This is a genomic window from Granulicella sp. L60, assembly GCF_009765825.1.
Lineage (GTDB): Bacteria > Acidobacteriota > Terriglobia > Terriglobales > Acidobacteriaceae > Edaphobacter.
In genome coordinates this window covers 899,839-919,433 of record NZ_LMUR01000018.1, presented here as the reverse complement: position 1 = coordinate 919,433, position 19,595 = coordinate 899,839, and the positions used below count along the sequence as shown (strand labels likewise).

At 54.0% G+C, this 19,595-nt stretch carries 13 protein-coding genes; 3 read left to right on the top strand and 10 right to left on the bottom strand.

The window, feature by feature from the left end; translation table 11 throughout:
• Position 1 precedes the first annotated feature (1 nt).
• The 5 genes from coxB to GSQ82_RS14110 form a co-directional block, all read right to left on the bottom strand.
• The gene (gene coxB, locus GSQ82_RS14130) at positions 2-1,036 is read right to left on the bottom strand and encodes a cytochrome c oxidase subunit II (protein ID WP_158792883.1); all 1,035 of its coding nucleotides are present in this window, start codon (positions 1,034-1,036) and stop codon (positions 2-4) included.
• 190 nt (positions 1,037-1,226) lie between these two features.
• Complete coding sequence (locus GSQ82_RS14125) at positions 1,227-2,687, bottom strand: alginate export family protein (protein WP_158792882.1); 1,461 nt, start codon at positions 2,685-2,687, stop codon at positions 1,227-1,229.
• Between the two features lie 761 nt (positions 2,688-3,448).
• Positions 3,449-5,092 (bottom strand): MFS transporter, encoded by a 1,644-nt coding sequence (locus GSQ82_RS14120; protein ID WP_158792881.1) that lies wholly within the window; start codon positions 5,090-5,092, stop codon positions 3,449-3,451.
• Between the two features lie 22 nt (positions 5,093-5,114).
• Positions 5,115-6,428, bottom strand: coding sequence for an HlyD family secretion protein (locus GSQ82_RS14115; protein WP_158792880.1), 1,314 nt, complete (start codon positions 6,426-6,428; stop codon positions 5,115-5,117).
• Between the two features lie 12 nt (positions 6,429-6,440).
• Complete coding sequence (locus GSQ82_RS14110) at positions 6,441-7,883, bottom strand: TolC family protein (RefSeq protein WP_158792879.1); 1,443 nt, start codon at positions 7,881-7,883, stop codon at positions 6,441-6,443.
• A gap of 340 nt (positions 7,884-8,223) precedes the next feature.
• On the opposite strand from GSQ82_RS14110, the gene GSQ82_RS14105 reads away from it, so the two are divergent.
• Positions 8,224-8,439 (top strand): hypothetical protein, encoded by a 216-nt coding sequence (locus GSQ82_RS14105; protein ID WP_158792878.1) that lies wholly within the window; start codon positions 8,224-8,226, stop codon positions 8,437-8,439.
• Positions 8,440-8,897: 458 nt separating this feature from the next.
• Here the strand turns inward: GSQ82_RS14105 and GSQ82_RS14100 are convergent, their stop codons facing one another.
• The gene (locus GSQ82_RS14100; protein ID WP_158792877.1) at positions 8,898-9,212 is read right to left on the bottom strand and encodes a hypothetical protein; all 315 of its coding nucleotides are present in this window, start codon (positions 9,210-9,212) and stop codon (positions 8,898-8,900) included.
• A gap of 623 nt (positions 9,213-9,835) precedes the next feature.
• On the opposite strand from GSQ82_RS14100, the gene GSQ82_RS14095 reads away from it, so the two are divergent.
• Complete coding sequence (locus GSQ82_RS14095; RefSeq protein ID WP_158792876.1) at positions 9,836-10,972, top strand: NAD(P)/FAD-dependent oxidoreductase; 1,137 nt, start codon at positions 9,836-9,838, stop codon at positions 10,970-10,972.
• A 426-nt stretch (positions 10,973-11,398) separates the two neighbouring features.
• Here GSQ82_RS14095 and GSQ82_RS14090 read toward each other — a convergent pair whose 3' ends face one another.
• The 4 genes from GSQ82_RS14090 to GSQ82_RS14075 form a co-directional block, all read right to left on the bottom strand.
• Positions 11,399-12,643 carry a cytochrome-c peroxidase gene (locus tag GSQ82_RS14090; protein WP_158792875.1) on the bottom strand — a complete coding sequence of 415 codons (1,245 nt, stop codon included), beginning with the start codon at positions 12,641-12,643 and terminating at the stop codon, positions 11,399-11,401.
• A 23-nt stretch (positions 12,644-12,666) separates the two neighbouring features.
• Positions 12,667-13,905 carry an alkaline phosphatase family protein gene (locus GSQ82_RS14085; protein WP_158792874.1) on the bottom strand — a complete coding sequence of 413 codons (1,239 nt, stop codon included), beginning with the start codon at positions 13,903-13,905 and terminating at the stop codon, positions 12,667-12,669.
• A 95-nt stretch (positions 13,906-14,000) separates the two neighbouring features.
• The gene (locus tag GSQ82_RS14080) at positions 14,001-14,921 is read right to left on the bottom strand and encodes a ComEC/Rec2 family competence protein (protein ID WP_158792873.1); all 921 of its coding nucleotides are present in this window, start codon (positions 14,919-14,921) and stop codon (positions 14,001-14,003) included.
• A gap of 110 nt (positions 14,922-15,031) precedes the next feature.
• Positions 15,032-18,442 (bottom strand): carboxypeptidase-like regulatory domain-containing protein, encoded by a 3,411-nt coding sequence (locus tag GSQ82_RS14075; protein WP_158792872.1) that lies wholly within the window; start codon positions 18,440-18,442, stop codon positions 15,032-15,034.
• A gap of 211 nt (positions 18,443-18,653) precedes the next feature.
• Between GSQ82_RS14075 and GSQ82_RS14070 the strand changes: the two genes are divergently transcribed.
• Positions 18,654-19,595 (top strand): LysR family transcriptional regulator, encoded by a 942-nt coding sequence (locus GSQ82_RS14070; protein ID WP_158792871.1) that lies wholly within the window; start codon positions 18,654-18,656, stop codon positions 19,593-19,595.

The window sequence follows — 19,595 nt, the reverse complement described above, 5'->3', positions numbered from 1 at the left end:
CCTAGCGAAGAGATTCCAGATACGCGGTTACATCATCGAGTTGTTTGTCGCTTAGCTGCAACGCCGGCATTGTTGCTCCAGATTTGATGGAACTTGGATCTTTGACCCACTTACGGAGATTTTCTGGAGTGTTGGGCGCAACCCCGGAAGCGATTGTCTCTCGACTCATCAAGTGCGTCAGGTCGGGCCCGAAGGTTCCATTTCCGGCAATCCCCTTAATGCTGTGGCAGCTCAAGCATTCGCTAGACTCAAATACGGCGCGCCCTCGTGATGCTGCATCTGTCATCGCCGCCGATTGACTTTGTTCTTTGATCCAGCGATCGAAATCAGCTTGCGTTTGAACGTAAACGCGTAGAAGCATTTTTGCGTGCTGGATTCCGCAATATTGCGCGCATTGTCCCAGGTAAACCCCGGTTTGTTGTGGATCGATCCACATATTATTGGGATGATTGGGTATGAGGTCCGTCTTGCCTGCAAGGCGAGGTACCCAGAAGCTGTGGTCTGTATCGACCGACAGCAACGTGAGGAAAGTTGGCGTTGGATGCGCCGGATCGCTGACCGGCACGTGCAATTCATTCGCGGTGACCACGTTATATTGCGGGTAGCGATACTCCCACCAATATTGATGGCCTACAACGATGACATCAATCGCGTTATGAGGTTCCTTCGCGTTCTGAATGTCGACAACGACTCGAGCTGATGCGAGAAATAAAACCAAGACGATGAGAATCGGGATAATGGTCCAAGCTAGCTCTATTTGAGTACTTCCATAGACCTGAGGGGGCTCACGGTCGTCATCCAGTTCTTTTTGCCTGAATTTGACAACGGCGTAGACAAGTAGACCGAAAACCGCGACAAATACGATCGCAGTAACTGAGAGCACAACAACCGACAATCCAAAAATTGAGCGAGCCGGTGTCGAGTCAGGAGCAAAAATGCTCGTTGGGCTGTTAGACGCATGGGCAGGAACTGCGAGACCCGCAAGCAGGAGTGAACAGCATGCCCATGTCGACAACTTGATTTTCGTGAACAGCATTTGACCTGCTTTCCCTGGTCCAAGGAGATGGACTTGCTTAAAACCAGCACTAACAATTGCCTATATAGTCCGCAAAAAAGAAACGCTCGAATCTATTCCTGTGCTCCTCGCCTACCTAGGAAGTATGTAGCGAAGCTGCACCGCTCGTCCGTCAGGATATTGCCATGCTTATGGAATATTGCTGATCTTGTTAGAACCGGTAGGTGAAACCGGTATTGATATACGTGATGTCATTGGATTTCGCCGTACTGTTCAGGAATGCACCGTTGATGGTTCCCGCGAAATTGAAGGCGATGATGACATGCGCTGCCGGCGACCACCGCACCTCCATATCTCCGAGCTGACCTATGTAGCTATACTTCGTCAGGTTGCCGTGAATGAGCGGATAGCCACCATAGAGACCGTTTCGGATAGGGAAACCGGGAAACGCGTAGAGTCCATCGTTGGTGCTATACCGCCAAAACCAATCCCAGCCCAGTGAGGTCTCAACATGCTTGAAAGGTTGAAACCATGTCATCGGATGTACGTCGATTACGTTGTCCAACGCAAATGGGGGAGCCATTTTAGGGGTGATGTAGGCGCCTCGGGGAAATAGAGAGTTGAACGTACCAAGAGTGTGCCCATTCGGGTCGTTGCTACTATTTCCGCTGGAAACGTCGAAGCGTAGAAAGGGCCGAATGTGTCCGGGAGATTGCTCAAACGTATATCCTGTTTCGGTCTGCACTGTATAGGCGTGAATTGATTTGTCGGTAAACGCACCCCATTGAAATGCACTCTCCCAGTCGAAGTCCAGCCCCTTACCTACTGGCTGTGCAAATCGGCCCCCAAAGGTGTGACGTATCTCTCGCCCCGCGCCCACATCATACGAAGCATTCTTGTTGTCGAATCCTATGTAGTAGATGTCGGCCCTGGGCTTGTTCAAGCCCACAAAGATATTGCTACCGTAGACGCCCCAAAGGCTTTGACCATGGACAGGCGCGTCGTCGAAGAAACCCGGAGAAGGGTTGACCGGCTTTACCGCGAAGAAGTCTACGTTTCCGCCTCGCGTGTCGACGCTGACTTTGAATCCGTCGAAACTCAGTTTGACGTTTGGACCTTCGTTATTGTCCAGAAGCCGCCCACGACCATAAACCAGTTCCTGGCGCCCGGCACGAAGTTGAACTCCGTTGCCGGTGCGCACATCGCTCCCGACATCGAAGAAGAGTTGATGGATGTCTCCCCGATCCTCGTCGAGGCCAGGGCGAGGGCCCCCGTTGCGGAAGTCTGTGTAGTCGAACTGAAATTCGTTGTAGATACGGAAATGGTTCGACAAATGAAGATCGAAGTGAGGCAGCACACGCTGCATCAGGTAGCCGTTCTGATCCTGGGGCCCCACTCCGAAGTTGTTGGCCGTATATCTCTCGTATTCAATCCGATATTCGCTGCCAAGACTTAGATACGAGTTGCCGTCGCCGATCTGAACGTACTTGATAGGGTCAAAGAAGTCGACACGTTTGCTGGGATCCTTGAGAAAGCTCCAGTTTTCGAGTTGCGGCAGGGGAATAAGCGGCGGCCGAGCGGGGTCGGATGGCGGCCCTGGAGGCTTCGGGTCCGGCGTTTGTGCTTTAGCAACGAAAGACGAAGAAATGAGGCATAGGAGAAACGCAAGCATGAACTTACCGCGATTCCTCTCATGCATCTGTCTACCCATTGATCGTGCCGCTATTGTGCTTCTGTCAAGCTCCATGCAGTCCATTCCATCGCCTCGCGCCGATCGAGAGATGCAATTACTGATCAGCTTGCCCGTATGATTTAGTTAGCTTATGGAGTCTGGAAGCAGGCGACATTCGTTTGCTTGCGGTGTCCGTCACTTTCTTGCTAAAAGGTTGTAGGATTTCTGAATTTGTTCAGAGAATTGATCTTAATCTCCCACGAAAATGACTACTTTCTCGCAACATATCGACAGCCTTACGAAACCTTTCTAACGATAATGACCATTCTTAATGGAGGTCTTCACGGAGTTAAGAGAAGTCTGCCTCCTTTCGTTCAGCTTTTCGTCAACCTTTCCGCGAGAAGTCGAACGCACTAAGTAACTTCGGCATGAAAAAGGAGAGCACGGCGATCTTAATCTGCAGCAAGGAATTGAGCGGGTATTGCACGTGCCCTCTTACACACCAGCACAAACAACAACGTTGTCGCCATCAGATTTGACGATGGTGAGAAACCGACAGAGATCAAAAAGCAGGAGATGCGAAGGCCATCGCCGAGATCAACTCTGGATACCAATTGAACACTTTCCCGGGTTGCGGGGCAGCCTGCAGCTGCTGGCAGCGCCACCGAACTTCTCGAAGGACGGAGCATTCAGGCAAATCGTCTTGAACGGTTTTGTGGCCTATGCGGCCTATGCGAGGTTAAGCTCAGCGATCGGCACAATCATGATCTCTCGCTCGGAAGGGCGTGTGGCTGTTTCGGGGCAGGAATAAAGGGCGACATGATGGGTATCAAACACATCGCGACACAACCGGCCGCAGCCATGAAAAGAAAACAGTCCGCATAGCTAAGCACATCCACTTGGTGGACACCGGTACGCGCCAGAAGTCCGATAGAGATCGTATGGGATGCAGCGCTGTCGACACCTGCGTTTGACCTAAGGTACGCGCTGGTCGAATCGAGTAAACCGCCAGTCGTGTTGTTCGCTCTATCAAGATGTTCATAGAGCCGTGAGGAATGAAGTGTCTCTCGCCTCTCGATCATGATCGTCAGAAAGGCAACTCCGAGTGAGGCCCCAAGCTGACGGAACGTCATGTAGAGCGATACGCCGTCAAGGAGTCTTGCCTGATCGAGCTTTGCTACCGTCCCGGAGCCTACCGAAGGCAAGAGCGCGGCAAGGCAGCAAGCGTAGAGAGCAAGGGGTAAAAGGAAATAGCCGTCCGGAGTGGACGTTGTAAGCCACCTGTACAGCAGAAGCATTGCGCAGATCATCAAAGTGAGGGCTGTTGCCATCATCTTTCTCGGCCCAAAGCGGGCGACCAATCCTGTGATCGTCGGACGGACGGAAGCAGCGACCAACGCGTAAAACGAGAGAAGCCGGCCGGTTTGGGTGGCACTATGGGTCTGCGAGTCGACCATCCGCATAAATTCCGGAAGAACAAAGAGACTCCCCGAGAGGATCATGCCCGTGAAGATGCCGAGCAACATGGCTGCCAGAACGTTGCGTTCCTTCAAAAGACTCATGTCGAAAAGCGGATAGAGATTGTCGGAACTCAACTGCCAGCGTACGAATGCTAAGAGAGACACCCCGCTGAGGAGAGCAAGAATACGGATATGTGGCGCGCCGAACCAATCGTCGATGTGGCCCCGGCTCAGCACAATCTGCAGAGAAATAATGCTGATCGCCAGAAGTAGCAAGCCCCAACGATCGGTATGTTGCAGGCGAACCGAATGGGGTGGTGGTAACTCCGGAAAGTTTCTGCTGATCAGCAAGACTGCTCCCGTTGCCAAAAATAGATTGGGCACGCAGATCAACCGCCAATTCAAACGATCGGTGAGGAATCCGCTGAGAAGCAGCCCCGCAGCACTTGCCAAATAGAGTCCTACTGACACACGCATCAAGGAAGGACTCCGCCGCGCCTTCGGCATCAGCACATAGATCGAGGCGCGCCACCAGACAGTGAGCCCCGCACCAGTTAGCCCCTCAAGCGCTCGCCAAAACAACATAATGCCCAGGGTAGGCGAAAGCGCTGATCCCACCGACGTGGCCGCAAAGAGGACTGAGCTCCAAAGCAGAAAACGCTTGTAGCCAAAGTGCCCTGCGAGCCAGATACAGATAGGTACACCCAGAAACAAGAAGCAGCTGTAAATCGTGAGTATCCAGCTGGCTTCATCAAACGACACACCAAGCGTCCCGGTAATGTCGGGCAGCACTAGATTCATGCTCTCGAACGTGTAGAACTCCATGCCGGTCGCCAATGCCAGGCCGAGAAGCAATCGTCGGCTCTGTGCTGGAGATGGACCCACGGATGGGTCATATATCGAGGCTGCTGCCGTGGCCATGAATTCCTCCGACTTGGCTTCCACTTTAAAACACTGGGCGGAATGTTTAGAATATCCACGCTGACGTTCTGATCTTGGCTTCGACATTCATTCCGGGTCGGAGGACCGCAGCGCTATCGGAGTTCCGGTCGACCAGAATCTTCACTGGAATTCGTTGAACGACTTTGACAAAATTGCCGGTCGCATTCTCCGGAGGCAGCAACGCCTCTCTCGACCCAGTCGAACTCGCGATCGAATCGACGATACCGTCGAAGCTCTTCCCGTCATAGGCATCCACCCGAACCGTTACGTGTTGCCCCGCCCGAACATGCGCCATCTGCGTCTCTTTGAAGTTCGCCGTGATCCAAATTTTGTCCAACGGCACCAAGACGAACATGGCCTGGCCGGCTGCAAACTGCTGGCCAGGCTCGACTGTGCGCTTGGTCACCATGGAATTCATCGGAGCTCTCAGTTGGGTATAGCTGAGATTAAGGAGAGTCTGATCGAGTGTCGCCTGTGCTTGCTGAACGTCCGCGAGTGCCGATTGATAGTCCGCCTTGCGGACGCCAGATTGGAGTTCCTGCGCCTTACTCTCGCGCACCTCGGCTCGTGCGCGTACTACGCTCGCTCGAGCAGTATCTTCCGCCGCCTTTGCCGCATCAGCTTCCCTCTTGGTCGCTTCCAGCCGCTGTTGAGCGGCAATCCAGTCGTTCCGGGTAACCTGCGAGACCGCCACATATGCATCGTACTGCTGGTGAGAGATCTCGGATTGTTCCGCCAATGATTGCGTACGTTTTACATCCATGTCCGCCTTGTCCATCTCCGCCTTCCGGGCAGCGATATTCGCTTCCGCAAACTTCAGCTCTGAGACGGAGAGCCGGTCGTAGGTGGTGGTGGCACGACTTAGGTCCGCTTCATCTGCCGCGACCTGAGCTTCTGCCGCGGAGGTTGCGCTAGTGGTTGTGCCGACGGTAAAGGGTACGGTGATCTTGAGAGAGGCAGCTCGTGCCTGTGCAACTGCCAAAGCAGCACGTGCCTGATCGACGCGTGCCTGGTAGTCCGCGGGATCGAGCTGAATCATCAGGTCTCCCGTCTTCACGACGGTGTTGTCATCGATGTTCATTTTCTCGACATAGCCTGGCACACGGGGAGAGATCACGATCGAATGACCATCCACCTCTGCGTCATCGGTACCTGGATTGACGTCCTGGGTGAAGACCCAGAAAACGGAAAGGATGACGGCTATAACTGCAACGACAATATAAATTTTGTGGTTCCGGGCCCACTCTCCAATCGCACGCACCCGGTCGGTAAAGCTCGGCGGTGCGCCAATCCCAGACGACGGTGCGAGGGTTGGTGAAGCTGCATTCGGCTCGGTCATTGGAATCGCTCCTTAGTTGCCATAGTCTGCGGCGATCTGCCCGCGTGCTCGAGATAGGTCTGCTTTTGCCTGCTGTAGACGATACATCGCGCCAATCTGGCTATCTGTGGACTGTGCAAGTGAGTTTTGCGCAGTGATGACTTCAATATTGTTGGTTATCCCTGCCGCAAAGCGATCGCGGGATTCGGTCAATTCACGCGTCGAAAGCCTGACAGCTTCAGTCGACAGTTGAAGCTCTTGCCGCGCCGCCTGGAGAAGAGTGAGCGCGGTGCGGATCTCTTGTGTGATCACGTTACGGCGGTCTTCAACCAGTTGGTTTACACGCGCCTCCCCAAGTTGTGCTCGATGGATCTCCGCGGTAATTCTGCCCCCAGTGAAAAGAGGTAGGCGCATTTCTCCCTGGTAGGTATAGATGGGAAGAACATCACTCGGTGAGCGTCCGCTTTGCGCCCAGAAGCCATCGAAATGGAACTCCGGTAGCCGCTCGGCTGTGGAAGCCTTGCGGTCATCAATCGCCGCCTTGTGGAGAGCTTCCAAGGACATCAAATCGGGCCGGCCGTTGAACGCCTGCGCGAGAGCCTGCTTTTCATTGGGCGACTCCTGACCCTCGGCACTTAGCTCCTCTGTGGCGACGACCCGCTGGTTCTGAGCAAGCCCAAGCACCTGGGCAAGCCCATACCCATATGCTTCCGTTTGAGCTTGCGCTTCGACAAGGTTCTGTTTCTCGACCTGCAACTCTACATTGGCGCGCAGAGCGTCGGTGCTTGTGCCGGTACCCTCCGTCAGGGCGTCATTCGCCAGATGGAAAAGACTCTGTGCCAGGTCGATTCGACTTTGCACTGCACGCTCGGTCGCCTTGGAACGCTGGACCGAAAGATACTGCGCCACAATGATGCTGGCAATCGTCTCCTCGGTATATGCGGCGTCCGATTGAGACGCTGCTTCCCGTTGCTTTTGTGCCTGGTAGCTCCGCCAGGCCGAGACAGCGATCACCGGGACATCGAAGGCCGCTCCCACCTGAAGATTGGAATAGGGGCCGACGGAATAAGGCCCCGGCTCCTGTCCAATCAGGGTAGCGAGGTTGAGCCGATTGGCCTGCTCCTCAACCGTCAGTGAGCCTTTGGGAAGAAAAACGGATCGCGCCACCCTTGTCGTCTGTTTGCTCTGAAGCGCTTCAAGCCGGGAGGCCAATAATCGCGGATTCTGTTTGAGTCCAAGTTGGACAGCCTGATGCATGGACAGCGGAAGAGCATCGCTTCCGGCGCTATCGGTTGCGATCGTGGTCGAAATTACGGGGCTGTTGTCGACGACAGGATGGTCCTGCTGTGCTTGAACTTGATGGCACGGCAGGGTCACCGCTAGAACCAAACAGCTCCAAACAGGCGCCGCCATCCCAACATGTTTGTGATCACGGTCGAAGCGCCATTGCTGAAGCCCGACTGCGAAATGTGGCATTGAGCCCTCCTTAGCGTATATCCAAATCTTCGACAGGGATGCGCCCTGTCACGATTCGTCGTGTTTCGAGAACGCTCGGGCGCTGATTTCCCAGCTGCCTTGACCTAGGTCTATTGCTGACGCACTCTCCCTCATTTGTAGCAGCGTGCAATATATCGACAGCCGGAGCAAGGCTATGACAGTGAACGCAGAATCAAGCAGACCCTCAGTTCATCACGAAGCCCCCAACAACTGACACAGCAGCGTTCAGCAGCTAAACAATTGAAAACATTATCTTAAATCTGTATAGACATACATAAATTTCCGGTTGGCGAGGTGTCTCCTAGCAGGACGAGACGCATTGAACTACCAACAGCATCTGCGCGGCGAACTGATCTCCAACGTGACTACTGGCAACCAGTCCTACGTAAAGCGAATTGCCGCACTGAAATTTGAACTACTCTCACCCGATTCACTGGCGTCGTCCAATGCGCTCGAGGCCGCAAAGTACTACGACAATCCTGACTCCACAAGATTCGTTATGGAAGATTTGCATCCCGAATGCTCTGTCGTCTAAAGCCCTGGCTCGAGCTCATCAGCCCTGCCTTCCGCCTCCGCAGCGAGAAGATTTACGACCAAATAAAAGGCCACAGTGAGTCCGAGGTAAAAGGCAATTTAGAGGACTGGCAGCGGTAGGATCGCCTTCACGAGATCAAAGTGAAAGACAATCACAATCGGTTCGAATCAAGGCGAAACGGATCTCGACGACATTCGCAAGATGGTCGTAACGATGCAAAAATGCCGAGGCCGCTATCTGTCCGAACGGCAGTCATCCGGCCCCGTGGGATGATCAGGCCGTCTACTTCCCTGCTTGCCTTTCTAAAAACGATATGAGACTAGACACTCGATTGGGGACTTTGCCGCTGCCGACCATAATCGCTATAGCGTTGCAAGCCCGACACTAAGATGCCGCGACTTGGCGATATCCATCTCCCCACTCGAGCACCTCATTCGATTTGCCGGTCAATTTTTCGCTCAGAAAGAGTGATCCATCTTCATTAAGATATTCAGCGTAGGCGTCCGGACCGTCCAGTGTAGGATGGCAAATCCGTTTATGGCGAGTGACAGTCCTTGGATCCCCAGCAGATCCTTTTCCAGTATCCGATCATTGATCGGATACACTGGCGTGCAACTGGTCTCCGTCTCATCTTTGGCTGCCTGCACCAGCGTCTGGTGGCTATGCGGGATTGCTCCGTTGCCTATGAGCCGAGCGCGAAACTCCGTTTTGTCGTCGTCATAGATAGTGCATTTGTGTTCGTGGCCGAAGAACCAGGCCAGAACAGAATGCATTCCATTGGGAATTGTCTGCCGAAGCTTCCAGAACTCTTCGTAGAGAAATGCGTCGGCTTGAAATTCGGGCAGATAAGCGGAAACGGGTTGCTTATGGCTTAGAAGAATGTTCCTCTTTGTAGGGTTCCCGACGATCTTGCACTGCAGCCAATTCCACTGCACCTGCAAACCACTATCCGGGTACGTTTGAAGTTTTCATGGCTAAGAAATGGAATGGCCGCGGTGATGCTACCGACGACTCGCTTCCACAAATTAGGCAATGGAACAACCCGTCGATGCTGAAGGGCACATAGGCCGTATAGCGTCGCATGCAGCGGTCAGAAGATCCCTCTTGTTGGCGATGTGCCGCTAGATAGCGCCGGGGGACCCGGGATGAGCCGTTCGGACAGGGTGCGGAACGTAAGGCCGCCTTCTCCTCTGCCAATACAAAAGCTCGATCGACGCTTCAATGATTTGCTCCCGTGAATACGATTCTGCTCGTCGCTGGCTGCTACTTGTCTTCTTGCTATGTGTTTTTTGAACCGTACTAATCTTGACGTGGATGGAACTCCATTCCATCATTACGGACTAGAGTTCCATGTTGCCGGAGAAATGCGGCGGCCTCGAACCATGAAGGAATCACTATGAACACTCCAATCACAATCATCGGTGGCGGGCTAGGTGGACTGACACTTGCGCGTGTCCTCCACGTTCACGGCATTGCCGCGACGGTCTACGAAGCGGAAGCTTCGGCGGAAGCGCGCGGACAAGGTGGTTTGCTCGATATCCACGAATACAACGGGCAGCTCGCACTCAAGGCAGCGGGACTCTTTGAAGAATTCCGCAAGCTTATCCAGGCTGAGGCCGAGTCACAGTGCGTCCTCGACAAGGATGCCAATGTCCTGCTGTACCAGCCAGATAAGGGCAACGGCGGTCGACCTGAGGTACCCCGCGGAGACCTTCGTCGCATTCTGCTGGAATCCCTTCCTGCCGGCACGGTTCGCTGGGGGCACAAGACTACAGCAGTATCTTCCCTTGGCCATGGGAGACACGAGGTGACCTTCGCAAATGGCTCGACAGTGACAACCGACGCCCTGGTAGGAGCGGACGGAGCCTGGTCCAGAGTGCGTCCGCTCCTCTTCGACGCGAAACCGGCGTATGTCGGCACCGCTTTCATCGAGACCTTCCTTTTCGACTGCGAAACGCGCCACAAGGCAAGCGCAGTAGCGGTTGGCAGTGGCACGATGATGGCGCTTGCGCCAGGCAAAGGCATCATGGCACACCGCGAAGCCGAGGCCACGCTGCACGCATACGTGGTGCTCAACAAGCCGGAGGACTGGATCGCGAGTATCGACTTCTCCGACCCGATATCTACCCTGGCCCGCGTCACCGCGGAATTTGACGGATGGGCCCCCGCGCTGACAGCACTTCTCACCGCCACGGAAACCGACCCCGTGCTTCGCCCTATCTATGCGCTTCCGATCGAGCAGAGATGGAAACGAGTACCCGGTGTGACACTGATCGGCGATGCAGCGCACCTGATGTCGCCGTTCGCTGGCGAAGGAGCTAATCTCGCGATGTACGACGGCGCGGAACTCGGGAAGGCCATAGCCGCCCACCCCGGTGACGTTGAAGCCGCACTCCTCACGTATGAACAAGATCTCTTTCCTCGCAGCGCGTCCGCCGCCTCGGAGGCGGACCGAAACATCAAGCTGTTCTTCGACGAAAACTCTCCCAAAAGCGTGGTTGATTTGTTTACCAATTACCAACCCGTCAAGTAACAGCCCTGCACACCTGCAAATCGTGCCCGTCGCGAAGTAATGTGAGTCCTGATAATGTATGGTCCGGCACGTCACTGCAAGGATTAGTCTGGTCGAGAAGACAAGTCTGCGTCGATCTATTCGGCCTTTGATGAAGCCGCGTGCTCCCGGCCAGGATGAGTTCCGCTGCGTGCCTCTCCTTACAAGTCGGTCAGTCGTTGCGGACCATTATCAAGATCAGGTTGCAATTCACTCCTTGAGGTATTTCACCAAACGTCAATAAGGAGATTCACGCCTCTGAATTGGCTTCGCACAAGATTCGATATTGGCGCAATCCTGCTCTACGGATTCACTACCAGCAGCTCGGAGCGCAACTATCAAATGAGTTTCGCAGCCACTTCTGAGCGTGTTTGCGCGAAGAATCGCGGCAACTCGTTCTGCCCGTGCCTAGTGCACAACATCGTCGTCTTTCAGTGTGCGAAGAAATGCAATTACGTCATCGATGTTCCGATGATTCCAGACTGGCATCTGCCCCGGATGTAACGTAAGCGGAGAATCGATGACATCCATGTTGTCGCGGTAAATGGACGGAAGGTCGTCAAATTTGCGCACTTTGCCTTGCCTGGTTACCGCGTACCAGCGCTCAGGGTTGGTATCCCTCTGCACGTAGAAGCGCAAAGCTTCACGCAAGGAGTGAAAGCGGCCATTGTGGAAGAACACCTTTCTGCTAGTGACATTTCGTAATGTCGGTGTCTTGAAGAGCCCGCAATACGCTTTATTCTCACTGGCGGTGTCGGTCCGCAGGGGACCACACAGCCCCATGTCAAAAAAAGCCGGATTTGCGTTGGCGGGTATTTCCGGATTTCTGGGCACCCCCAGACCCTCAAACTGAAAATCAGTAAAGATCGGGTGAGAGCCATCCGTCCCGCGATTATCCAGATGACACGAGGCACAGTTACCGCGATTCGGATCGTCGAACAGACGTTTTCCCCGCATTTCCTGATGCGTCAACATCGCCTTGCCATCCATCCATGCGTCGAACCTGCTGGAGAATGGATGGAAACTCCTATCTTCTAATTCGAACTGTTCTAGGGCTTCGGTTGCTTTGGCAACAGCCTGCGACGGGTTGCTAAAAATTGCTTTCCCAAAAAGAACAACAAAGGCCCGCGAATAGGGCACATGTGCTAGTTTCGCGGCAAGCTCCACGGCATTCCGATTTGCCATTTCATTAGCGGCGAAAAGCGGAAACGTCGCCTGATCACGCAGAGTGTTGAACCTGCCGTCCGAGGTAAATCCCCCTGTCGGGACGCTATCGGTTTCTGTGAGTTGTTCGATTTCGCTGTAAGCGCGGACGTGCATCCATCGCGGCGTACGGTCCAACGTGTATCGGAGCGACGGAACTGCGCGATTGCCCTGACTCTTGAGGCTGGGCCCACCGAGTTGCACAGCGCGACTGTTCGAAGGGCCGTACGCAAAACGCGGATCATGACAGCTTGCACAGGCAAGCTTACCCGAGGCCGAAAGCCCGGGATCGAAGAACAATTGCCGGCCGAGCGCCGCAACCGGGCTAAGGGGTGAGGCTTGGCGGCCCTGCCCGCTACCCTTGTGATCTGACCGTCCGCAGCAAACGCAGCAATACGCAATCGCTAAGCAAAGACAGATGCGCAGACGAAGTACTGTTGCCTGGATCATGCAAGTCAAGCTCTTCATAAACCTTAAAAAATATCGGATCCGAATGCCACCAGTCCCGTCTGGCCAGCGTAGCCAAGATGTTCTCTCAAACCGAAGATATCCTCGATGGATTTGAGGAGCGAGTAGTGATTATAGGGAACGTCTGAAATTGTGCCCGGCTTGATAAACGGAGAAAGCAATACAGCGCCGGTTCTCTCTCCGCCAAACTTAAGGGTGCGCCTGGTCCTCTTTTGGTCGCCAACTCCGCTTATTTTGACTCGTGGATAAGTCCCAAGATTTGGTCCCGCCCGTTGGTTGCAGCATGACTCTCCGAACACAGTTATTACTGCTCCGTCCTTACTGCGTTCAATTGCACCTGAGCCCCCTTCGTCAAAGTTAATGATCAGCAGCCCGTCCTTCTTGTACGCAGGGGACGCAAGGATCAGCAGTACCCATCTCCGAAGAAAGGCGTCAATGGATGCAAGGCCCCCCGGACGGCCATCCACACAAGGAGCATCGTGGCCATCGTCGCAGACGTTTGGCGTGATGAAATTGAAGTTCGCCGTCGTAGCGATAGCTTTGAGGTCGTTCGGAAGGCGATTGAGATTCACCACATCCTTCTGGCAAAGTGGCGAATCGATGATGGAATGGAAATAAGCAAATGGATTATGGCGAGTGGCATACATGTCGCCCTCGGGCACCCGGGCACTCTCGCCTTCCTGTTCATTGGTTAGATCTGGCATGCCTAGAACTGGGTGGCCGCAAGTAGCCGATTCCCTGGCAGGATCGTTACCCATATCGCCCATGTAGCCTTTCCAAGTGAAGCCCGCTGTATTTAACTGGTCTACGACGGTCTTGACTGAAGAGGGATAGACACAACCCCGGCCGACAACCTGACCGTCATCTGCCACTCCGGTCTGCTTGAAATCCTCAAAAGTGCCGCAATCGTCGGACGTATCCGGGTTGTTCGACTGCCCGCTGATCATTGCGATGTAGTTATCGAGGCTGCCGTGCCCGGTCCCATAATATTGCCGCAACATAGCGCCCTGAGCTACCAGCGTGCGAGACAGATATGGCGCAGGCGAGTCCTGGCTAAATATGCTGGAGTAATTTTTGTTTTCAAGCGTGAGGACAAAAACATGGCGGATGGGAGGGTGAACATCTCCGTGCCCTGCTTGTTGAGCCGCGCCTAAAGCTGCAAAGAGAACGGAGATAGAGAGTACAAGCCCAACGAACAGAGATCGAACGGCCCTTAAAGGCATGATCCAGAATCCTTTCAACATCTATTTGCCATAGATTTTGATTGCACCGAGGTGTCACGTGGGCCTGAAGTGAATCATCTCCAAGCACCACGTTCAGTAGTTGCAGCCGACTTCAACTATTGAATGATCTGAAGTCCGTCACCGGCCAAGAAATGTTTCTGTATTCCCTTATCTTTTATCCATTCGCGCGTTTCTTTGAGGTCATTCCAGTTAGGCGCCGGCCAAAGACAGGCTTCGAACTTGATGGATTGATAAAATTTCTTGCTGACGCCTAGCTCGCCGTGATGCGCCATCTGGAGGAAATCGCAATCCAGGTCGCGACGGAACGGCCCGTTCAGCACCTTCTCGCCTTCCTGCTCGCCAGCGTCCCCCAGGAACACAACCGAACGGGACTTATCCCAAACTTTGAAGATCATGCAGGAGTTATTGAAGTCAACCGGAGTTATTTCTTCGTTCTTCACCTCGAGTATCTTGAAGTCCAGGCCATCGATTTCTCCTGTCGACCCCAATTGGACATCAACCACCTTCAGTGGCAAGCTGTTCGAATTGCTATCCATGTCCTCGGGCATTGGATCCCGCCGAGGTTTCGCTGGCGATGGGGACCTATACGTCTCCAAATTCTTGTACAACTCCACGACTACTGGATTGTTATTGACGTAGCTGGGCGAAAACCGAGAGTAATAGATTGTCTTGATGACAATGCCCTCTGGTTTCTTGAGGATTTCGTTAAGCGCACCGACGTGGTCGTTGTGGGGATGGGACAGAAACCATGCCTCTACCTCGTTGCCTAGTGCACCCAAAAACCCGCGCAAGTATCCAGCTTCGCGCGGCAGCCCGCCATCCACGACGACGACCTTTCCATGCTGTGTTCGAAACACGTACGAGTTACCATGGTTCGTCTCTATAAATGGCAATTGCCACAGTGTAAATCCGGAGCCACCACTCGCTGTCTTACTTGCAAACACGGACTTGGGGAACAAAGCCGCGCTGGAAGCCATTGCTGAATTCTTGAGGAAAATACGTCGGTCGGTGGTCATTTGTGCCTCTCCTCTTCCATAGAGCTGTAAGTTCAGTGCAAACTTCCATGATTCGTGTTTTCGGAGGCCCGGGCCGCGGGCCTCCGGCTGGCACGTACACCGGCAAGCTTTTAAAACGTCAGCCTGCCGGTCAGCATTAGAGATCTCGGGCCCGCATTCCCCAGCGTTTGCACGCTGGAGATCTGGCCGTAGTTGGCTGTACCCAGAACCAGGGAGGATGGGATACTAAGGTTCTGGTGATTGAACAGGTTCTGCCCCTGCACGCCAGCCTGGAAGACAAACCGTTCCGTAAACTTCATGTTCTTGAACAGTGAGGCGGAGAAAGTTTCCATTCCTGGCCCAACAACGCTACCTACGGCGGCGGTTCCCTGCCGCGCCACATTGTTCGGTGGCTCCGCGAAGGCCGCGGGGTTCAGATAATTCCTGGCGCCCAGCCCGTGCGTGTAGGGAGACACTCCCGGAACTCTATCCGGCCTTGCGTATCCAGCCGTGTTTGCGATTCCCGTGCCCGTCGGATCGTAGGCAGAATTGGCCAGAGGCGTCATGAACGGGCCGCTCTGTAGAAGCAGAAATCCCGCAACCTGCCAGCCCCCAATCAGATCATTGACTAACCTATTCGACGGGGAAGCTAGCATCTGCCCATCGCCGAAAGGCAATTGATAGAGGAAGGATCCTAGGAAGCGGTTGCGGCTGTTGAACTCGACGTTGCCGTAGTCGAGGGCCGGATGAAAGCGGTCGCTTACGAAAGAACCGGCTTCACGGGCAAACCAGGCTGGTGGTACTGCACCACCCTCATCGGAAAGATCCCTGGCCAGCGTATACGATGCCGAGAACTGCAATCCGCGCGCCATGCGGCGATTGACTTCGACAGTGAATGAGTTGTAATTGTCGATCCCAAGGTTGTAGTTCATCTCGATCTGGCTTAGTTCCGGGAAAGGCCGGCTCGCATAGAGCGTGTTGAAGCCGACCGTATTGTAAGGAAGCTGGTTGAGGTCGACACGTTCCGTGAGATTGCTGGCGTGGCTGCCGATGTAGGACAGCCGAAGGCTGGTACTGAATCCTAGATCTTGCTCGACCGTGAGGTTCCATTGCTGGACCGCAGGATCGTGGTAGGGGCTCTCAGCCCCGGCAGAAAACTCCAGTGTGCCGCTTCCTGCATTCACGAACTGAAACGGAGAGGGAAAGCTAAGTAACGGAGTTTTCGTGTTCCCGACGTAACTGTTTTGAGAGACATACACGGCACTGGAGCTGACGCCCCACCCCGACAGAACAGTTGCGCCTAGCGAGGCCTCGATGAAGCGCCCCCAGCCTCCGCGAACTACGGTCTTGTTGTTATGAAAGGCCTGCCAGGCAAACCCGATGCGCGGCGCAAAGTCATCATGGGCGACGGCTACGAGCGAAGTCGGAAGACCTGCCTGCTGGGCAGAAATGATGGGCATTGGAGAAATCCCAGCCGCGAAGGAGGGAATCACAACCGTCGAGATAGCGGCCTTAGTCGGTACAACAACCGCTCCCTGGATGACTTGTCCGTTCTGCACAGACTGGTAGTCTGGATCGAAGTTCGCGTTGTTGAGGTGGTGATCCCGCATGGTTGGGTGAAACTCATAGCGGAGCCCGTAGTTGATGGTGAAGTACGGGTTCACCTTCCAGGAATCCTGGACATAGAAAGCATAGGCATCTCCGTAGCCGTTCATGTCGGGGAGGAGAACGTCAGCGACTTGAGTTTGGTCGGGAATGCCCAGCAAAAACTGTGCGTACGGATTGCCGATCACCTGGCCGGGAGCGCTCGATCCGTTGAAAGTGTACTTTCCCAGGCGGCTGCTGCCGAAGACGTTGCTGGAAAAGGCGTTCATGTACCGGTAGTCGACGCCCGTCTTTACCAAATGACTTCCTTTGTTCCAGGTGAAGTTATCGAGCATCTGAATAATGCGGCTACCGTTCGTCACCGATCCCGCGCCTGTTGCATTAAAGCCAGTGATTGAAAAGTTTGGCACCGCCGGAACCGACGCAGGTAGGAGATCGGGAATTCCTGTGATGCCGATCTCGCTGACGAGATTTGAGCTTGCGGCAAATGAGGTTGAGTTCTGGAATCTACTAAAACCAACGCGCAGTTCGTTAAACATGGTCGACGAGATCGCATAGCTATGCGCCGCCGTGAGACTCATGTCGATCTCCGGCTCATTGAAAGAACCGATAAGCGCGGACCCCGATGGCGCGACCTCTACAGATCGCTTTTTATAGCTGAACCGCACGAATGCGGATTGCTTAGCGGTGAAGTTCTGATCAAAGCGTGCGTCCCCTTGGTTCGAGCTGATAGGCGTGGGAAAGTTCTGGACATAGTTGTTCGCTATAGCGCCCGAAGCGCCAAAGTTTGGCAGCGGAAACAGGAGTTTCAATGTGTTCGCGGCATAGGAGGACACAGGAACCTGATTGCTAACGAAAGGGGTTCCATCGACGTTATAGATCTGGTTGGAGTAGACCGAAAGGTCTCCACTTCGGAGAGCAACCGAAGGGACGCTTTGCACCACCGGCGTCTGCTGCGGCAGACGCAGGCCTTCATAGTCCAGAAAGAAGAATGTATTGTCCTTGCCATTGTAGAGTTTGGGAATCGAGATTGGGGCGCCGTAGAAGACTCCAAAGTCGTTCATCACAATCTTCGGCTTGGTGTTTGAAAACGGGTTCTTCGCATTGAAACCGGCAGTCTCGTAGTTTTCGTAAGCACCGCCATGCGCGTTATTGGTGCCGCCCTTGGATACGGTGGTAATATCGGCAACGCCGCCGTACTCTGCCGCGTTGTTGTTCTCATTGACCTGAATTTCTTCAATCGACGCGAACGAGGGAAAGAGCTCTTGGGCCGGCGCGCTGGACTCGACATTCATCGTGCTGATGCCGTCGACCGTCACAGATAGCGAAGCGGGCTTCGCGCCCGAGACGGATAAAGTCCCTTGCGAGTCCGATTGCACACCCGCCTGAGAAGTCAGCGTCTGGTAGGGACTGGTGGATCCGGATGCGCGTGAGCTGATAGCCAAAGGCAATTGTTCGAGCTCTATACCGGTTCTCGTCTCACCTAGGTTGGAGGTTTCTGTGTTGACCACCGCAGCGCCAGCTTGAACGGTGACCGTCTGCGCGGCCGCGCCGACCCGGAGAATTGCGTCAACACGCTGGGCATCGCGAGCCTGCAAGGTAAGGCCGGTAAAGTTGCCGTTGGCGAATCCCGATGCACTCACCTCGATCGAATAAGTGCCGGCATCCACGTTGGGAAAAATATACTCGCCTTCCGAATTTGTCATGGTTGGACGCACGACTTCGTTGTCGGTATTGGTCAGCTTGACCTGCGCACCCCTGATCACTTTGCCGGAGGGGTCCTTTACTACTCCAGTAAAGGAGCCGAACGTCGATTGGCCCCAACTATGGCCTGGAAGTAAAAATAGCAGAAGAAGGGTCACCCCAAAGACAGCAAGGGATTGTTGTAGATGGAAATGGGCTAGGCCGCGTTTGCGGCCTGGAATGCTAAATCTCATTTTTGCGACACACCTCTCAGGATAAGATCCATTGCTGGTATGGGATTCTTAGGACGACTCAGGCTTTCAAACTTTTATGGAATTATGGTTGGGCACCTGCCTTGACTCGACCAAACCTTGATGCTTTTCACAGCGTAGATCTTTACTGTGGATCGTTGATTAGACGGACATGAATTACGTGGCACCTCACAGTGTTGCGTAAAATGCAAATATGGCAAATGGCTATACTACAAACACTCTTGAGGCATTCGTCGCAACCGTTCGGTTCGGTAGCTTCTCCGCTGTGGCACGAAATCGAGGAATGACAACATCCTCCATTGCCCGCCAGGTCACGGCACTCGAACACGAGATTGGCGTGTCGCTTTTTATCCGCACGACACGCTCACTCGAACTGACCGAAGCCGGACGTGTACTTTTCTTGCGATCGGAGACGATCCTAAGAGACTTGGCAGATGCAAAGAGTGAAGCAGCATCGCTGCACCAAGACGTACGCGGTTTGGTGCGTGTCAGTTGCTTGCCAGCATTTGGGAAGAAACACATCGTTCCGCACCTTCCGGATTTGTTTCAGCGCTATCCGAAGCTTCGAATTAGCGTAGATGTGACAGAACGGCTCAACAATCCGCAGCGACAAAATACGGACCTGACGTTGCGAGTTGGAGAACTCACACACAGTACCTTGCTTTCAAAGCAATTCGCCACGCAACGTCGTGTTTTTGCAGCGAGTCCTCAGTACCTTGCTCGTTATGGCGTCCCTCATAGTATTGAGGACTGCGCAAAGCACCGCCTCATTGACAGGCGCCACCTTGCGAGCGGTAAGGGATGGCGCGAACTCCTCGGAGAAGGACGCGAGGTATCGCAAAATTATCTTCTCCAGATAGATGATTTCGGGTCGCAGGTTGACGCATGTGTCCTTGGCTTGGGAATCATACGGATACCGGATTGGGCGATCTATGACCGAGTGTTAACTTTGTTACCCATTAGCTCTGAACATTTCAACCGAGTGGAAGGGATTTACTTGCTCAGAAATCGAGGCCCGATGACAGCCGCAATCAAAGCTTTTTGTAATCATTTGGAGCAGAAGATTGGCTCGCCGCCTATCTGGGAGCGTACTCTCGCGCAATTCGCATCAGCGTATGATGCGGGAAGCTCTTAG